Origin of the sequence: Sphingobium sp. (assembly GCF_032153725.1) — a bacterium.
Classification (GTDB): Bacteria; Pseudomonadota; Alphaproteobacteria; order Sphingomonadales; family Sphingomonadaceae; genus Sphingobium.
The window spans coordinates 1-13,868 of record NZ_JALDYQ010000017.1 but is presented as its reverse complement, the minus strand read 5'-3'; the positions used below and the strand labels follow the sequence as shown (position 1 = coordinate 13,868).

16 protein-coding genes and 1 tRNA gene are annotated in these 13,868 nt (G+C 65.3%); 9 read left to right on the top strand and 8 right to left on the bottom strand.

Annotated features, from left to right (window positions below):
• Both RUH75_RS07845 and trbG read right to left on the bottom strand, forming a co-directional pair.
• Complete coding sequence (locus RUH75_RS07845) at positions 1-1,200, bottom strand: TrbI/VirB10 family protein (RefSeq protein WP_313804032.1); 1,200 nt, start codon at positions 1,198-1,200, stop codon at positions 1-3.
• Positions 1,197-2,141 (bottom strand): P-type conjugative transfer protein TrbG, encoded by a 945-nt coding sequence (gene trbG, locus RUH75_RS07840; protein WP_313804029.1) that lies wholly within the window; start codon positions 2,139-2,141, stop codon positions 1,197-1,199. The genes RUH75_RS07845 and trbG overlap by 4 nt, the downstream gene beginning before the upstream one ends.
• Between trbG and RUH75_RS07835 the strand changes: the two genes are divergently transcribed.
• Positions 2,023-2,592: a 2-dehydro-3-deoxyphosphogluconate aldolase gene (locus RUH75_RS07835; RefSeq protein ID WP_313804026.1), complete on the top strand. Its 570-nt coding sequence runs from the start codon at positions 2,023-2,025 to the stop codon at positions 2,590-2,592. The two genes, trbG and RUH75_RS07835, sit on opposite strands and share 119 nt — an antisense overlap.
• 74 nt (positions 2,593-2,666) lie before the next feature.
• On the top strand, positions 2,667-3,368 hold the full coding sequence (locus RUH75_RS07830) for a hypothetical protein (protein ID WP_313804023.1): 702 nt from the start codon (positions 2,667-2,669) through the stop codon (positions 3,366-3,368).
• 3 nt (positions 3,369-3,371) lie between these two features.
• Here RUH75_RS07830 and RUH75_RS07825 read toward each other — a convergent pair whose 3' ends face one another.
• Entirely contained in the window at positions 3,372-4,610 is a 1,239-nt protein-coding gene (locus RUH75_RS07825) for a tyrosine-type recombinase/integrase (RefSeq protein ID WP_313804020.1), read from the bottom strand.
• A 166-nt stretch (positions 4,611-4,776) separates the two neighbouring features.
• Positions 4,777-4,863: transfer RNA gene (locus RUH75_RS07820), tRNA-Leu, on the bottom strand.
• Positions 4,864-5,005: 142 nt separating this feature from the next.
• Between RUH75_RS07820 and RUH75_RS07815 the strand changes: the two genes are divergently transcribed.
• The 3 genes from RUH75_RS07815 (at position 5,006) to RUH75_RS07805 (ending at position 6,902) form a co-directional block, all read left to right on the top strand.
• Positions 5,006-5,761 carry an alpha/beta hydrolase gene (locus tag RUH75_RS07815; protein WP_313804017.1) on the top strand — a complete coding sequence of 252 codons (756 nt, stop codon included), beginning with the start codon at positions 5,006-5,008 and terminating at the stop codon, positions 5,759-5,761.
• Entirely contained in the window at positions 5,761-6,618 is an 858-nt protein-coding gene (locus tag RUH75_RS07810; protein WP_313804014.1) for a hypothetical protein, read from the top strand. The genes RUH75_RS07815 and RUH75_RS07810 overlap by 1 nt, the downstream gene beginning before the upstream one ends.
• 68 nt (positions 6,619-6,686) lie before the next feature.
• Positions 6,687-6,902 (top strand): hypothetical protein, encoded by a 216-nt coding sequence (locus RUH75_RS07805; RefSeq protein WP_313804011.1) that lies wholly within the window; start codon positions 6,687-6,689, stop codon positions 6,900-6,902.
• On the opposite strand, the gene RUH75_RS07800 is transcribed toward RUH75_RS07805, so the two are convergent.
• A complete protein-coding gene (locus RUH75_RS07800) occupies positions 6,899-7,606 on the bottom strand; it encodes an SIMPL domain-containing protein (RefSeq protein WP_313804008.1) in 708 nt (235 codons plus the stop codon). The two genes, RUH75_RS07805 and RUH75_RS07800, sit on opposite strands and share 4 nt — an antisense overlap.
• 102 nt (positions 7,607-7,708) lie before the next feature.
• Between RUH75_RS07800 and RUH75_RS07795 the strand changes: the two genes are divergently transcribed.
• Genes RUH75_RS07795 through RUH75_RS07785 form a run of 3 tightly spaced genes read left to right on the top strand, consistent with a single transcriptional unit; the run spans position 7,709 to position 9,340 of the window.
• Positions 7,709-8,143 carry a VOC family protein gene (locus tag RUH75_RS07795; RefSeq protein WP_313804005.1) on the top strand — a complete coding sequence of 145 codons (435 nt, stop codon included), beginning with the start codon at positions 7,709-7,711 and terminating at the stop codon, positions 8,141-8,143.
• Positions 8,144-8,148: 5 nt separating this feature from the next.
• Entirely contained in the window at positions 8,149-8,883 is a 735-nt protein-coding gene (gene gloB, locus RUH75_RS07790) for a hydroxyacylglutathione hydrolase (protein ID WP_313804194.1), read from the top strand.
• Between the two features lie 55 nt (positions 8,884-8,938).
• Positions 8,939-9,340 (top strand): hypothetical protein, encoded by a 402-nt coding sequence (locus RUH75_RS07785; RefSeq protein WP_313804002.1) that lies wholly within the window; start codon positions 8,939-8,941, stop codon positions 9,338-9,340.
• Between the two features lie 4 nt (positions 9,341-9,344).
• On the opposite strand, the gene RUH75_RS07780 is transcribed toward RUH75_RS07785, so the two are convergent.
• From RUH75_RS07780 to ruvA, 3 genes are all read right to left on the bottom strand, one after another.
• The gene (locus RUH75_RS07780; protein WP_313804191.1) at positions 9,345-11,087 is read right to left on the bottom strand and encodes an AMP-dependent synthetase/ligase; all 1,743 of its coding nucleotides are present in this window, start codon (positions 11,085-11,087) and stop codon (positions 9,345-9,347) included.
• A 204-nt stretch (positions 11,088-11,291) separates the two neighbouring features.
• A complete protein-coding gene (gene ruvB / locus RUH75_RS07775) occupies positions 11,292-12,311 on the bottom strand; it encodes a Holliday junction branch migration DNA helicase RuvB (protein WP_313803999.1) in 1,020 nt (339 codons plus the stop codon).
• Positions 12,308-12,916 (bottom strand): Holliday junction branch migration protein RuvA, encoded by a 609-nt coding sequence (gene ruvA / locus RUH75_RS07770; protein WP_313803996.1) that lies wholly within the window; start codon positions 12,914-12,916, stop codon positions 12,308-12,310. Before ruvA ends, ruvB begins: the two co-directional genes overlap by 4 nt.
• Positions 12,917-13,074: 158 nt before the next feature.
• Here ruvA and RUH75_RS07765 point away from each other — a divergent pair, with 158 nt between their 5' ends.
• On the top strand, positions 13,075-13,710 hold the full coding sequence (locus RUH75_RS07765) for a DUF1345 domain-containing protein (protein WP_313803993.1): 636 nt from the start codon (positions 13,075-13,077) through the stop codon (positions 13,708-13,710).
• Positions 13,711-13,868 lie beyond the last annotated feature (158 nt).

The window sequence follows — 13,868 nt, the reverse complement described above, 5'->3', positions numbered from 1 at the left end:
TCAGTCATCCTTCCGATTCGAGGGCGCCAACACGAGATCCTTGTGAACCACCAATCGAACGGGCGTGCCCGGGCGAATGGTAATCGTCGGCTGCACGCCGAGGTTGCGCTGCGTGATCTGGTCGCCGGCACGCGCGATGTTGTCCTGTGTCGACATCCGGATCGCCTGGATAAGGTCGCTTTGCCCGGACAGCGCCAACTCGGAACTGACGCCGAGCAGTGTGGACAGGAGCACGCCCTTCAGAAGCTGCCAGGTGTGGAAGTCGACCTTGTCGGCAAGGCCCGCATAGCCCGACGGATCGGTCGCCGGCACGTTGTCGATCCGCAGTGAACTTCCGTCCGGCATGATGATGCGTTGCCAGACGATCAGCGCCCGCTTCTGACCGAAGGCGATGACGCTGTCATAGCTGCCTACCAGTCGTGCACCCTGCGGCACGAGCAGCAATCGACCAGTGGCGCTGTCATAGGTGTTTTCTGTCACTTGCGCTGTCACCAGGCCCGGCAGGTCGGACCGCAGTCCGGTGATCAGGCTGGCCGAGATCACGCTGCCCGCCGACAATGTGTAAGAAGAGGGTAGCGCGGTAAGCGCGTGCGGGTTCACGTCTGCTTTCGGATCCAGCGCCGCCACGAAAGCCGTCTTGCGCCCTTGGGCATTCGGATCGCTTGTCGGATCGAGCGCAACCTTTCCCGGCTCACTCGCCGGCGTTGCAACTGGTGCGGCGATGGCCGCTTCGGCAGTCGGCTGGGCCTGACGGTTCTGCACCAGCACTCCAGACTCGCGGGCGGCTTTCAGCTCGGCGAGCCGACGCTCGCGCTCTGCCGCTTCGGCCTGCTGGAGCTGTTGGTCGCTCGGATTCACTGCCGTCGCCAGTTGCTGCTGCCGTTCGAGGATCGGCTTGCCGAGGTCACCCGGGAGCGGCGGACCCAGACGCGGCACATCTCCGTAGGTTGCCGGCGCGCCGCTCAGGGCGTCGCTGGTCGGTCGCACGTTGGGCTGCGACAGTTCCTGTTGGGTTTCGCCACGCTGGAACAGCCGGGGTTTCAGCGCCATCCAGGTGACGGCGATCAGGCTGACCGAGCCGATCGCGGTGATAGCGATGATCACCCCGCGCTTGAACCGGATCGCGCGCGGTGGCCGCGCTCGGATCGCCAGCGTCTCGGGATCGAGCTTGACGCTCGGCTGAGCCACGGTCTCGGTCACGACGCCCTCCGCCGCGTATCGACCTGGCCCGATCGACTTATCCTCACGACCTCCTGGCGCTTAAGGCCAAGTCGCAGTTCTGCCCTCTCGAACAGCCGATCCACGACATAATAGCGCCCCTGCACCCGGTAGTTGACGAGCTGTGCGGTCCCCCTGGCATCGACAAGGAAGAGCGGCGGCGCTTCGCCGGTGCCGAAGCTGGCCGGGAACTCGATGAAGGTCTGACGGCCATCATCGAACGCGCGCAGCGGCCGCCACGCCGGCCGGTCGCCGGAGATGACATAGTCGAAGTGCAATTGGTCGACCGAAAGGCCGGTCGCGACCGGCTGTGCTGCCCGGGCTCGATCCTCCGCCGCCCTAAGCGCGATGAGCTGGTCCTGTGGATAGGTCCAGGACAAGGCCACCATCGCGGAGCGCTCGGCGCTCGAGAGCGCGAGATGGTAGGTCCGCCTGTCGGTCGTGATGATGATGTTCGTGGCCAGCCCGGCCGAGAAGGGCTTGACCAGGACGTGCGTTCGCTTGGTTTTGCCACCGCCGCTGGTCGTGTCGCCGATCACCCACCGGACGGTGTCGCCGGCGGCCACCGCGCCCAACAGCTCACCGGGCTGCAGCGCGATGTCGGTCACCTGCCCGGGAGCGGTGAGCACGTGGTAGATCGCTCCGTCGCTGAAAGGATAGACCTGGACCGCGTTGATGTAGCCGGCGGCGACCGGTTCGAGCGTCGCCGCGCGGTTGGCGGCGCGGACGCGCAATTCTGCCGGAGACGGCGGCACATGTCGGCGCGGCCTCGTCCGCGAGGTCATTGGCGGAACAGGTTGGGCGATGACCGGGGCCGCCACCGTCGGAGGAGGTGCAGCCGGAAGTGATGGCGGAATGGGCGCGGTCTGGGCGGTCACGACAGTGGCGCTGGCAAGCAGGCCGATAACGACAAGAGATTTCATTGGCGGGTCTCCGCTTGCGGTTGCTGGGGCTGCGCGGGCGAGCATCGATGCCGGTGCAGGCTTTCTCGTTTCGCCGGGCCTCACCCGGCCGCTGGTACGCGCCGCGGTTGACAACGACGTGCCGATACTCCCGGGCGTCGCCAATGCCAGCGACATCATGTGCGGGCTCGACATGGGACTCACTCATTTCAAATTCTTCCCGGCCGAGGCGAATGGCGGGATCCCTGCACTGAAGGCGCTCGTCGCGCCCTTCCACCAATGTCGCTTCTGTCCGACCGGCGGGATCGGCCACGAGACCGCTGCTGCGTGGCTCGCGCTCGAGGCGGTACTGTGCGTCGGCGGAAGCTGGGTTGTGTCCGCTGGCCAGCCCGATGTCGAAGAAATCCGCAGGCGCGCTACCGCGGCGGCAAGGCTGGGCACGACAAGCGACGAACCCTCCTTGAAGACATGACGTCCAAGGACGGACCAACCGATCCATTGCAGCTGAGCAGGCGCCAGCTTTTCGATCGAATCTGGTCAAAGCCGATGACCACCAATGCAGCCGAACTTGGCACGGCGGCACCTACTCTTGCGGCGCTTGCAAGGCGGCTGGGGCTACCAACGCCGCGAGCCGGACACTGGATGAAAATGGAGGTGGGGAAGGCACCGCCCACTCCCGACTATCCCGCGGATCCAGCGCTGGACGACACAAGCTACCGTCCGTGGCGCGCGCCAACCATTCCCGAGCATGACTATGTGCCAAATGGCGAACTCGTCCTGAAATTCGATCACGACTACGACGCGGGCGGCACGCGGCGGACCTTCTCGGATGGCAAGCGGCAGCGCCTCGAAGACCTCGTCCCGTCCATGATCGAGTCGCTCGAGCGGTGGGGCATGGCGGTGAAGGCGCGCCGCGCGGAGCGCGCCGAGCAGGCGAGGAAATGGGCGGAGCAGGACCGTCGCCGCAAGGACATCGAGCGACAGGTCCGCGTGGAAGGCTATCGGATCACCTTCCTGCAACGCCAGGTCGAACGGAAGCGGGAGGTCGACGGCCTGTCCGGCCTGATCGGTCTATGGGAGCAGGCAGAAGACCCCGATCCGAAGTTTGCCGAGCTGCTGGAGTTTGCGCGCCTTTATCAGAAATGGCTCGAGGCCAAGCTCGCGCCAGGCGCGGTCGCGGAGCGTATCGCTGACCTCAAGCTGATGGACGACGACGTCTACATCTACGATGCGAAGCGCCTCGACTGAACCTTAGCCGGCTGCGGCATGCCGGCCGCCGAAGTTGGGCTTGAGCAGCTTGGCACCGCTGCGCAGGCGGTCGAGTTCGTCCGACCAGAACTGCATCATCGTGACCCGCTCGCTCCAATATTCGCCGCGCGTGTAGGCGCGGCGCACGCCGTCGCGCTCGACATGGGCAAGCTGGCGCTCGATCGCATCGGGATGGAACCGCCCGCTCTCGTTGAGCAGAGTCGCCGCCATCGCCCGGAAGCCATGGGCGCTCATTTCCTCCTGGGCGAAACCGAGGACGCGCAGCGCCGCGTTGACAGTGTTCTCCGACATCGGCCGTCGGTCGGTGCGGAACGAGGGGAAACAGTAGCGGCCGGTCCCGGTCAGCTCCCAGAGTTCCTCGAACAGGCTGGTCACCTGGGTCGAGAGCGGCACGCGATGCGCACCGCGCATCTTCATCTTCTCGGCCGGCAGGTTCCAGACCGAGCGGTCGAAGTCGAACTCGGCCCATTCGGCCTGCCGCAGCTCGCCGGGCCGCACGAACATGTGGGCCGAGAGCCGGAGCGCGTAGAGCGTGATGGCATGGCCGGTATAGCCCTCGATGGCGCGCATCAGCTCGCCCGCACGCTTGGGATTGGTGATTGCCGCGAGATGCTTGGTCCTGGGCACCGTGAGCGCGCCCCGCAGGTCGCCGGTCGGATCGCGCTCGGCGCGCGTGGTGGCGACGGCGTAGCGGAACACCCGGCCGAGGACGCTGCGCATCCGACGCGCGCTTTCATAGCGGCCCGTCGCCTCGACAGATCGCAGGACGGCGAGCACCTCCTGGGTGGTGATCTTGGCGATCGGCCGGTTGCCGATCTTCGGATAGGCCATGTCGAGGAGCCAGCGGATCTTGCTGAGCGTGATCTCGGCCATGTCCTCGCGCTCGTTCTTGGCGATCCACTCCTTGGCGACCGCCTTGAAGGTGTCGTTTTCCTCGACCCGTGCCTTCGCTAAGGCGACCTTCTGCTCATGCGAAGGATCGAGGCCCGCAGCGATCTGCCTTCGCGCCTCGTCGCGCTTGCCGCGCGCGTCGGCCAGGCTCACCTCCGGGTAGGTGCCGAAGGCCAGCGTCCGGTATTTTCCGAGATGCCGATAATTGAGGCGCCAGAGCTTTGCCCCATTGGTCCGCACGAGAAGATAGAGACCGCCCCCGTCGGACAGCTTATAGTCCCGATCCTGTGGTTTGGCATTGGCTACGCTGGTGGCGAAGAGGGTGCTCATCGAGGGTATCGTCCTTGCAAAGGACGGAGAACGATACCCTCGGATATACCCCCATTGTTCCCGATTGGTGCCGTATCCGCCCGGATTTCGCCGGACGCTTATAGCACAAGAAGTGGCAGATTTCAGCCGTTTTCGGGACGCCGTCGGACGTCGTCGGAAGAACAAATGGTGCCCAGAAGAGGACTCGAACCTCCACGACCTTGCGATCGCCAGCACCTGAAGCTGGTGCGTCTACCAATTCCGCCATCTGGGCACGGGGTAGGAGCGCGCAACTAGCCGCTGGCCGGAAAGCTGTCAATCGCGACCGGTGCATTATTTTTTATTTTTCTGGTTTCTCGACGAGGAGCTTTTTACGGCCTTTCTCAAGCCCCTGTTGCTCAAGTTGGAGAAGTGCCTTGGAAAGCCCCGATGTCGCGCCGCCTGCCCTGTTCGCTCGCCCGGACGGGCTGCGGCTGGCCTATCGCCATCAGCCGGGCAGCGGGCCGACGATCGTCTTCCTGCCGGGCTATATGTCGGACATGGAGGGGAGCAAGGCGATCGCCCTGCATGGCTGGGCGCAAGGTCGGGAACGGGCGATGCTGCGGCTGGACTATGCGGGCAATGGCGCCAGCGAGGGGCGGTTTGAGGATGGCACGCTGGCCAGCTGGCGGGACGACGCGCTGCTGCTGATCGATTCTCTGACGCAGGGGCCGGTCGTGCTGGTCGGCTCGTCCATGGGCGGGTGGCTGGCGCTGCTGATCGCGCTGGCGCGGCCGGAGAGGGTGGCGGGGCTGGTCGGCATCGCGGCGGCGCCCGACTTCACCGAATGGGGCTTTACCGATGCGGACAAGGCGCTGCTGGCAACCGAGGGACGGATCATCGAGCCGACGCCCTATGGCGACGATCCCTATGTCACCACCCTGGACTTCTGGGAATCTGGCCAATCGCTGCGGCTGCTGGCGGAGGAGATTGCGATCGATTGCCCGGTGCGGTTGTTGCAGGGGCAGGACGATCCCGACGTTCCCTGGCAGACCGCGCTGCGGATCGTAGAGCGGCTGCGTTCATCCGATGTGCAGACGGTGCTGATTAAGGATGGCGACCATCGCCTCTCCCGCGACCCGGACATTGCCCTGCTGATCCGGACCGTCGCCAGCCTGTTGGACAGCCTCTGATGCCCTTTCTGCTCCCCCTGTTGCTGCTTGGCTCCCAGGCCTATGATCCGGAGATCGAAGCGGTGATGAACCGCAAGCGGAAGGAGGCTGCTGCCGCCGCCGCTTCCTCCACGCCCGCGACGGCTGGCGGGGATGGCCGCATCCCGGTGCCCGACAAATATGCCGCGAAATTCCAGGCCTGTCTGGATCAGGCGGTCGAGGCGCCCGACAAGGGCATCGCCTTCGCCCAGCAGTGGCGGATCGACGGCGGCAGCTTCTACGCCCGCAACTGCATGGGTTTTGCCTATGCCCGGGCGGAACGCTGGGCGCCGGCCATCATCGCCTTCGAACAGGGCGCGGACGAAGCCGAACGCAATGGCGAGATGGTACAGAGCGGGCGCCTTTGGGCGCAGGCGGGCAATGCCGCGTTGGCCGGGGGCGATGCCGCCAAGGCACGCGACGATTTCGACGCAGCGCTGGCGCGGGGACTACCCGACGGCGTGGAAAAGGGTGAGGTTCACCTGGACCGCGCCCGGGCGCTGGTGGCGCTTAATGACGGCAAGGGCGCGCGGGAATCGCTGGACATTGCGCTGGAGCAGGTGGCGCAGGACCCGCTGGCCTGGCTGCTGTCGGCGACGCTGGCCCGGCGTTCGGGCGAGATGAAGCTGGCGCAGGCGCATATCGCGCGGGCGGTGCAACTCTCGCCCGATGATGCGTCGGTCGCGCTGGAGGAGGGCAATATTGCGGTCCTGAGCAATCATGAGGACATGGCACGCTCGGCATGGCAGCGCGCGGTCGAGTTGGCGCCGGACTCGCCTGCGGCCAAAGCGGCGGGGGATAATCTGTCGCGCCTGCCGGCCTCCCCGCCCGCGGAGTGACGCGGAACCTTGATCCCTGCCTCCCCGTTGGTCCGATAAGCGGGACGCAGGAGAAAAAGGAACCGAAAATGCAACGCAATGGAAAATTCGCGGCGCTGGGCCTGCTGATGGCGGGCGCCCTCTCGCTCTCCGCCTGCTCGCACGGCGCGACGCGCGGCGGCCTGATCGGTGGCGCGGGTGGCGCCGTGGTGGGCGCCGCGACCGGTCTTGGCACGGTGGAAGGCGCGGTGATCGGCGGCACGGCCGGCGCGATCATCGGCGATAATTCCCACAAACGCCGTTAGTCGAGATAGAAGTCCACCGTCGTGACGACGCGGACCTTTTTATATGGCGTGTCGCTCGCGCCGTCGGCCTCGCCATCACGGGCTTCGATGGAGAAATAGCCTTGGGTGGCGCTTTTGATGCCGCCGACGCTGGCACCGCTATCCCGGGCGAACTGCTCGGCGGCGGCCCGGGCGTCTCTGGTGGCGGCCGCGACCATCGGCGGCTTGATGTCGTTCAACCGGGTGAAACTGTACCGCATGCCCGACCCTTCCTGCAGCGTGACACCGCGCCGGACCAGGTCGAACTGCTGGGCGACGGCGCGCTGGGCGCGGGCGATATCGGTCGTCCGCAACAGCATGCGCTGGGTGATCGTGATCGTGTTGACGCCATTGTTGATATATTGGTTGACCCCCGCTCCGGTCGGGGTCAGCGCATCCGCCTTGAAACCAAGACTAGCGAAATAAGCGCGCAATTCCCTGGTGTTGTTGTCGATCTCGGCGCGGACGGCGGGCAGGTCGAAACCAGTGGCGGCGTAGCTGATCGACCAGGTGGCAAGATCGGCGGTGACATTCTTTTCCGCCAGCCCCCGCACGGTGACCGAGCGGTCGGCCGCTCTGGCGCGCTTGAGGCCGTCCCCCAACAGATAACCGCCGCTGACGACCCCGAATGCGAGCAGCCCCGCACAGCCGAGCAGGATCTTGTCATGATATGCCAGACCGCCCATGTGGCTTTCCTCTTCTTTCCACGTCCAACGCACCTTATCTTGGGGAGGTCCTAAGACTTCAGAGCTGAACCGTTGCTTTATGGCGACGAATGGAGTGATTTCTTGCCCAAATATCTGCACAGCATGATCCGCGTCACCGACATTGACCAGACAGTGGCCTTTTTCCGGCTGCTCGGCCTGGAGGAGCAGAAGCGCATCGACAGCGGGCAGGGACGGTTCACGCTGGTCTTTCTTGCCGCGCCGGGGGATGAGGAAGCGCAAGTCGAACTGACCTATAACTGGCCCGCAGAGGACGGCGCGCCGCCGGAACTCTATGGAGGCGGCCGCAATTTCGGCCATCTCGCTTATCGGGTCGAGAATATCTACGAAACCTGCCAGCGGCTGATGGATGCGGGTGTCGCCATCAACCGCCCGCCGCGAGACGGGCACATGGCTTTCGTACGAACGCCCGACAATATCTCGATCGAACTGTTGCAGGATGGTCATCTGGAACCGGCCGAACCGTGGCTGTCCATGCCGAACACAGGAGTCTGGTGAACACCATGCTGGAAGTCGTCCGCGTTTCCGTCCTCAACGATAATTATGTCTGGCTGCTGCATGACGATGCCAGCGGGGAAACGGTGGCCATCGATCCCGCCGTCGCGGAGCCGGTGCTGAGGGCGGCGCGTGATCGGGGCTGGATCATCGGCCAGATCTGGAACACGCACTGGCATGGCGACCATGTCGGCGGCAATGCGGCGATCAAGGCCGCGGCGGAGGCATGGGGCGGCTGCACCATCACCGGCCCGGTCGCGGAAGCGGCGAAGATCGGTACGCTGGACCGTGGCGTGAAGGAAGGCGACAGCGTCCACATAGGCCATCATCGAGCGACCGTGCTGGAGGTTCCCGCCCATACCGCCGGTCATATCGCCTATCATCTGGCGCAGGATCACATCCTGTTCGTGGGGGACACGCTGTTCGCCATGGGCTGCGGCCGGTTGTTCGAGGGGACGGCAGCGCAGATGTTCGCCAATATGCAGCGTTTCGCGGCGCTGCCGGACGACACGGCGGTCTATTGCGCCCATGAATATACGCAGACCAACGGCCATTTCGCGCTGACCGTGGAACCAGACAATGCGGCCTTGCACGCCCGCATGGCGGAGGTGGACGCGGCGCGCGCGCGCGGAGAGGCGACGGTGCCGACCAGCATCGGGCTGGAGCGCGCGACCAATGTCTTCATGCGCGCGCGCGACATCGCGCAACTGGCCGAACGGCGCGCGGCCAAGGACGCCGCGTGACGGTTTTGACGGTATTCCACCGTCTTTGAAGCGGGGACGAACGAGGAGAGGTGTCATGCGCCCGTGGATGTTTCTCGCGCCGTTGCTGCTCGCCGGATGTTCGGGCAGCTATGAGCCACCCAGGCTGACCGAAAAGCAGACCAGCGAACTGGAACGCGCTCTGGCCGGCAAGGTCGCCGGCGAAAAGACGAGTTGCGTCAATCGCGAATCCCAGGCCAGTCTGACGGCGATCAGCAGCAGCGTGCTGCTCTATCGGGTGAGCGGGCGGCTGGTCTATCGCAACGACCTGATAGGCAGTTGTTCCGGCCTGTCGCGCGGCGATACGCTGATCATCAAGACCTGGGGTTCGCAATATTGCCGCGGCGACATGGCGACCAGTGCGGACCTGACGACCGGCATGGTGACAGGCAATTGCGCGCTGGGCGATTTCACGCCCTATCGCACACCCGGCAAATGAAGCATCAGGACTTGTAAAGCGCGTTCAGCCGATCCTGATAGCGAGCGCGGATGACGTGGCGGCGGATCTTCATCGATGGCGTCATCTCGCTATTGTCGATGGTGAAGGGTTCGTCCGCCAGGATGAAGCGCCGGACCCGCTCGATCACTGACAGGTCGTCATTCACCCGATCGACCGCCGCACGCAACGCCGTTTGATAGGCGGGGTCGCCCTCAATGCCTGAAACATCGCGCGCCTGTGCCTCGGCCCATTCGCGGGTCCATTCGGCATCGGGCACCAGCAGCCCGACCAGATGCGGGCGGCGGTCGCCATGGACCATCGCCTGTCCGATCTCCGGCTGGAGCGTCAGCATCCCTTCCACCTTCTGCGGCGAGACATTGTCGCCCTTGTCGTTGACGATCAGGTCCTTCTTTCGATCGGTGATGCGGATGCGGCCGCGCGCGTCGATCTCGCCAATGTCGCCGGTGTGCAGCCAGCCATTTTGCAGCGCCTTTTCGGTTTCGGCGGCGTTGCGCCAATAGCCGTGCATCACCAGTTCGCCGCGCACGAGAATCTCGCCATCCTCTGCAATCTTCACCTCCACGCCGTCCAGCGGCGGGCCGACCGTGTCCATGGCGATGCCGGCGCTGGGGCGGTTGCAGCTCACCACCGGCCCCGCCTCGGTCTGGCCATAACCCTGCAGCAGCGTCAGCCCCATGGCGTCGAAGAACAGGCCGACATCGGGGTTCAGCGGCGCACCGCCCGACACCAGCGCCTTCAGCCGCCCGCCGAAGCGCGCGGCGATCTTGGGCTTGAGCGTCCGGGCGAGCAGCGCCTTCATCGGCAGGTCGAGCAGCGACTTGCGCCCGCCCTGTTCCTTCGCCGCGATGCGTAGCGCCTGTCCCAGCAGATAGGCGGGGAATTTGCCCTGTTTCTCGATCGACTTGATGATGCGGGTGCGCAGCACTTCGAAGAGGCGTGGGACCACGACCATGATGGTCGGCCGCGCCTCCTCTATATTGGAGGCAAGTTTTTCCAGCCCCTCCGCATAATAGATTTGCCCCGCCAGCAGGATGGGCAGGAACTGGCCGCCGCTATGCTCATAGGCGTGGGACAGGGGGAGGAAGGAGAGGAAGACCTCCTCCTCCCAGCCGAAATCCTCCGCCACGATCGCGCCTGCCCCCTCGATATTGCAGAGGATGGCGCCGTGATGCTGCATCACCCCGCGCGGCGCGCCGCCGGTGCCGCTGGTGTAGATGACGCATGCCAGATCTTCGCGCTGCGCGGTCTGGCTGGCGGCGCAGGCCTCCGGGTCGGTGGGATGATGCGCGATCAGGTCGCTCCACAGATGGCAGGCGACATCGCCCTGCGCGCCGCGCAGCGGCTCCATGCCGATCACGAAGCTAGCCTGTGATCGCAGCACGGCGGGCATCAGATTTTGCGCCAGCCTCGCGGTGGAGACGATGACGGCGCGGGCGCCGCTGTCGGTCAGGATATGTTGATGATCGCGGGTGGTGTTGGTGGTGTATGTCGGCACCGTGACGCAGCCCGCCGCCATGATGGCAAGGTCCGCAACGCAGAATTCCGGCCGGTTTTCGCTGACCAGCATCACCGGATCGCCCGGTTTCAGTCCCTGCGCCTGGAGAGCGCTGGCGAGCGAGGCGACTTCATGCGCGACTTCCGTCCAGCTCAGCGACTGCCATTGGCCGCCCGTCTTGCGCCAGAGGAAGGGGACGTCGCCCTGCTCCTTCGCGCGGGCGAAGAACATGGTCACCAGATTGGGAAAACGCTCGATCGCCTTCAAAACGGCATCTCCTCACTCGCGGCGCATCTGTTGCGCGCCTGACGCGCCTGCCCGGCAGGCTATAACCCCGCCATGCCGTAACGGCCATGATTTTTCGAGGATTTCCGGCCTGGAGCATCGTGCGCAAAAGTGGGAACCGGTTTTGCGTAAAAACGATGCGAAATCACCTTAGTCGAACAGGCCATCCTGAATATTGCTTGGCGGGTTGAGGCCCAGATGCTTCCATCCCGGTCCGTTCAGGCAACGGCCCCGCGCGGTGCGGGCAATGAGGCCGAGCTGGATCAGATAGGGTTCGATCACTTCCTCGATCGTGTCGCGCGCTTCAGACAGGCCCGCCGCCAGCGTTTCGACGCCCACCGGGCCGCCACGATAGATGTCCGCGATCATCATCAGATAGCGACGGTCCATCAGGTCGAGGCCGAGATGATCAACCTCCAATCGGGTGAGCGCGGCGTCAGCGACCTTCGCATCCACCGCCTGCGCGCCCGCGACATTGGCAAAGTCGCGCACCCGGCGAAGCAGCCGCCCGGAAATACGCGGCGTGCCGCGCGAGCGGCGGGCGATCTCCACCGCGCCGTCGGAGGTGATGGCAAGGTCGAGCAACCGCGCGGCGCGGCGGACGACCAGTTCCAGTTCATCGACGGTGTAGAATTGCAGCCGCACCGGAATGCCGAACCGATCGCGCAACGGCGTCGTCAGCAGGCCCTGCCGCGTGGTCGCGCCGACCAGCGTGAAAGGCGGCAGGTCGATGCGCACGGATCGGGCCGATGGCCCCTCACCAATCATCAGGTCGAGCGCGCGATCCTCCATGGCGGGGTAAAGCACTTCCTCGACAGCGGGATTCAAGCGGTGAATCTCGTCAACGAACAGCACGTCGCCCTCGTCCAGATTGGTGAGCAGCGCGGCGAGGTCGCCGGACTTGGCGATCACCGGGCCGGACGTGGCGCGAAAGCCCACGCCCATTTCGCGGGCGACGATCTGCGCCAGCGTGGTCTTGCCCAGACCCGGCGGACCGAAGAAGAGAACATGGTCCAACGCTTCGCCACGTCCCTTGGCCGCTTCGATGAAGATGCGCAGATTTTCGCGCGCCGCCTGCTGGCCGATGAACTCCGCCAGCGACTTGGGGCGCAGCGCGGCATCGGCATCCTCGACGCGGCGGGTGGGAGCGATCAGACGTTCCTCGCTCACTTGGCGGCTTTCCTGAGCGCGAGACGGACGAGGGCATCAAGCGACGCGCCTTCGCCCAGCTCCTCTTCGGCGGCGGCAACCGCGCTGCTGGCTTCGGCGGGCCTGAAGCCAAGATTTTGCAAGGCGGAGATCGCATCGGCGCCGTGGCTGCCGGTGGGGAGCCCCGCAAGCCCCGCGCCGATCGCGCCGGCGGGGGTGGGAACGGCGCCGATCTTGTCCTTCAACTCATTGGCGATGCGCTGGGCGAGTTTCGGGCCGACGCCATTGGCTCTGGCGATCATGGCCTTGTCGCCGGTCGCGACGGCGCGGTGCAGTTCAGCAGGTTCGAGCGCGGAGAGGATGGCGAGCGCCACGCGCGATCCCACGCCCTGCACGCTGGTGAGCAGGCGGAACCAGTCCCGTTCTTCGGCGCGGGCGAAGCCGACAAGGCGGATCGCATCGTCCGACACCAGCATTTCGGTGTGCACCGTCACCGCTTCGCCCACCGGCCCCAGCGCGGCGAGGGTGCGGGAGGAGGCTCCGACCAGATAGCCGACCCCGCCGACATCGATGATGGCATGGTCGGGGCCGGTGCTGTCCAGCCGTCCTTTGAGTTTTGCGATCATGCCCTTTGCCCTTTGGTCATGATCTGTTCTGTAGGGGCGTCTCCGGCGGGGCGCCAGCTAAAAACCGACAGGCCAGAAGCGACAGGCCAGAAGCGACAGGCGCGGGGCGATGAGAAAGCGGCTTGCCGAAAGGTCTTTTTGGCTCTTCTATGCGGGGCATGGGGCGACCGCAGATTTTTCCCTGGCGTTATGGCATGTTCCTCCTGCTGCTGCTGGGGAGCATGGCGCCCTTGGGCCTGCTGCTGCCCTGGCATGAGGCGGTGATGGCGGGCTTCGACGTCGCGGCGCTGGCGTTCATCCTGTCGGCCCGGCCGCTGCTGGATGCCGATGCGGATTCGATGCGACGCAAGGCAGCGGACAATGATGTCAATCGCCAGCTCATGTTGCTGCTGACGGGGATCGTGTCGCTGGTGGTGCTGATGGCGGTCGGGGTGGCCGTGAGCCGGCATGGCGGGCCGGGTTGGGCGGTGATCGCCCTGGTGCTGGGAACGCTGGGGCTGGCCTGGCTGTTTTCCAACCTGGTCTATGCGATGCATTATGCGCATATCTTCTATCTGGCCGATGGGCATGGGGGCGATAGCGGCGGGCTTGATTTCCCCGATACGCGGGAGCCGGGCTATTGGGATTTCCTCTATTTCGCCTTCACGCTGGGGATGACGTTCCAGACGTCCGACGTCTCGGTGGTGCGCGGGGGGATGCGGCAGGCGGTGCTGTTTCATTGCCTTGCGGCGTTCGTGTTCAATCTGGGGATATTGGCCTTCACCATCAATGTTCTGGGTGGCGGTGGCGGATAGGATTTGGGTGACACAGGTGACACGACGCTATCGTGGGAGAAACGCGGTTTCCGTTGCGGGCTTACGGTTCAAAGAGCGGGTGGGATGTAGCGCCGGCGGGGCGCTGTAGGACGGAGGAATTTTGGTCATTTGTGGACATTGAGCGCGCCGTGTTCCTG

What these genes read in the sequence shown, in the direction of transcription:
- RUH75_RS07810 (WP_313804014.1), top strand. Translation starts at nt 5,761, where the DNA reads ATGCCCTTTCTGCTCCCCCTGTTGCTGCTTGGCTCCCAGGCCTATGAT.
- RUH75_RS07800 (WP_313804008.1), bottom strand. Translation starts at nt 7,606, where the DNA reads ATGGGCGGTCTGGCATATCATGACAAGATCCTGCTCGGCTGTGCGGGG.
- RUH75_RS07825 (WP_313804020.1), bottom strand. Translation starts at nt 4,610, where the DNA reads ATGAGCACCCTCTTCGCCACCAGCGTAGCCAATGCCAAACCACAGGAT.
- ruvA (WP_313803996.1), bottom strand. Translation starts at nt 12,916, where the DNA reads ATGATCGCAAAACTCAAAGGACGGCTGGACAGCACCGGCCCCGACCAT.
- RUH75_RS07835 (WP_313804026.1), top strand. Translation starts at nt 2,023, where the DNA reads ATGACCGGGGCCGCCACCGTCGGAGGAGGTGCAGCCGGAAGTGATGGC.
- trbG (WP_313804029.1), bottom strand. Translation starts at nt 2,141, where the DNA reads ATGAAATCTCTTGTCGTTATCGGCCTGCTTGCCAGCGCCACTGTCGTG.
- gloB (WP_313804194.1), top strand. Translation starts at nt 8,149, where the DNA reads ATGCTGGAAGTCGTCCGCGTTTCCGTCCTCAACGATAATTATGTCTGG.
- RUH75_RS07805 (WP_313804011.1), top strand. Translation starts at nt 6,687, where the DNA reads ATGCAACGCAATGGAAAATTCGCGGCGCTGGGCCTGCTGATGGCGGGC.
- RUH75_RS07785 (WP_313804002.1), top strand. Translation starts at nt 8,939, where the DNA reads ATGCGCCCGTGGATGTTTCTCGCGCCGTTGCTGCTCGCCGGATGTTCG.
- RUH75_RS07780 (WP_313804191.1), bottom strand. Translation starts at nt 11,087, where the DNA reads ATGTTCTTCGCCCGCGCGAAGGAGCAGGGCGACGTCCCCTTCCTCTGG.
- RUH75_RS07765 (WP_313803993.1), top strand. Translation starts at nt 13,075, where the DNA reads ATGGGGCGACCGCAGATTTTTCCCTGGCGTTATGGCATGTTCCTCCTG.
- RUH75_RS07830 (WP_313804023.1), top strand. Translation starts at nt 2,667, where the DNA reads ATGACCACCAATGCAGCCGAACTTGGCACGGCGGCACCTACTCTTGCG.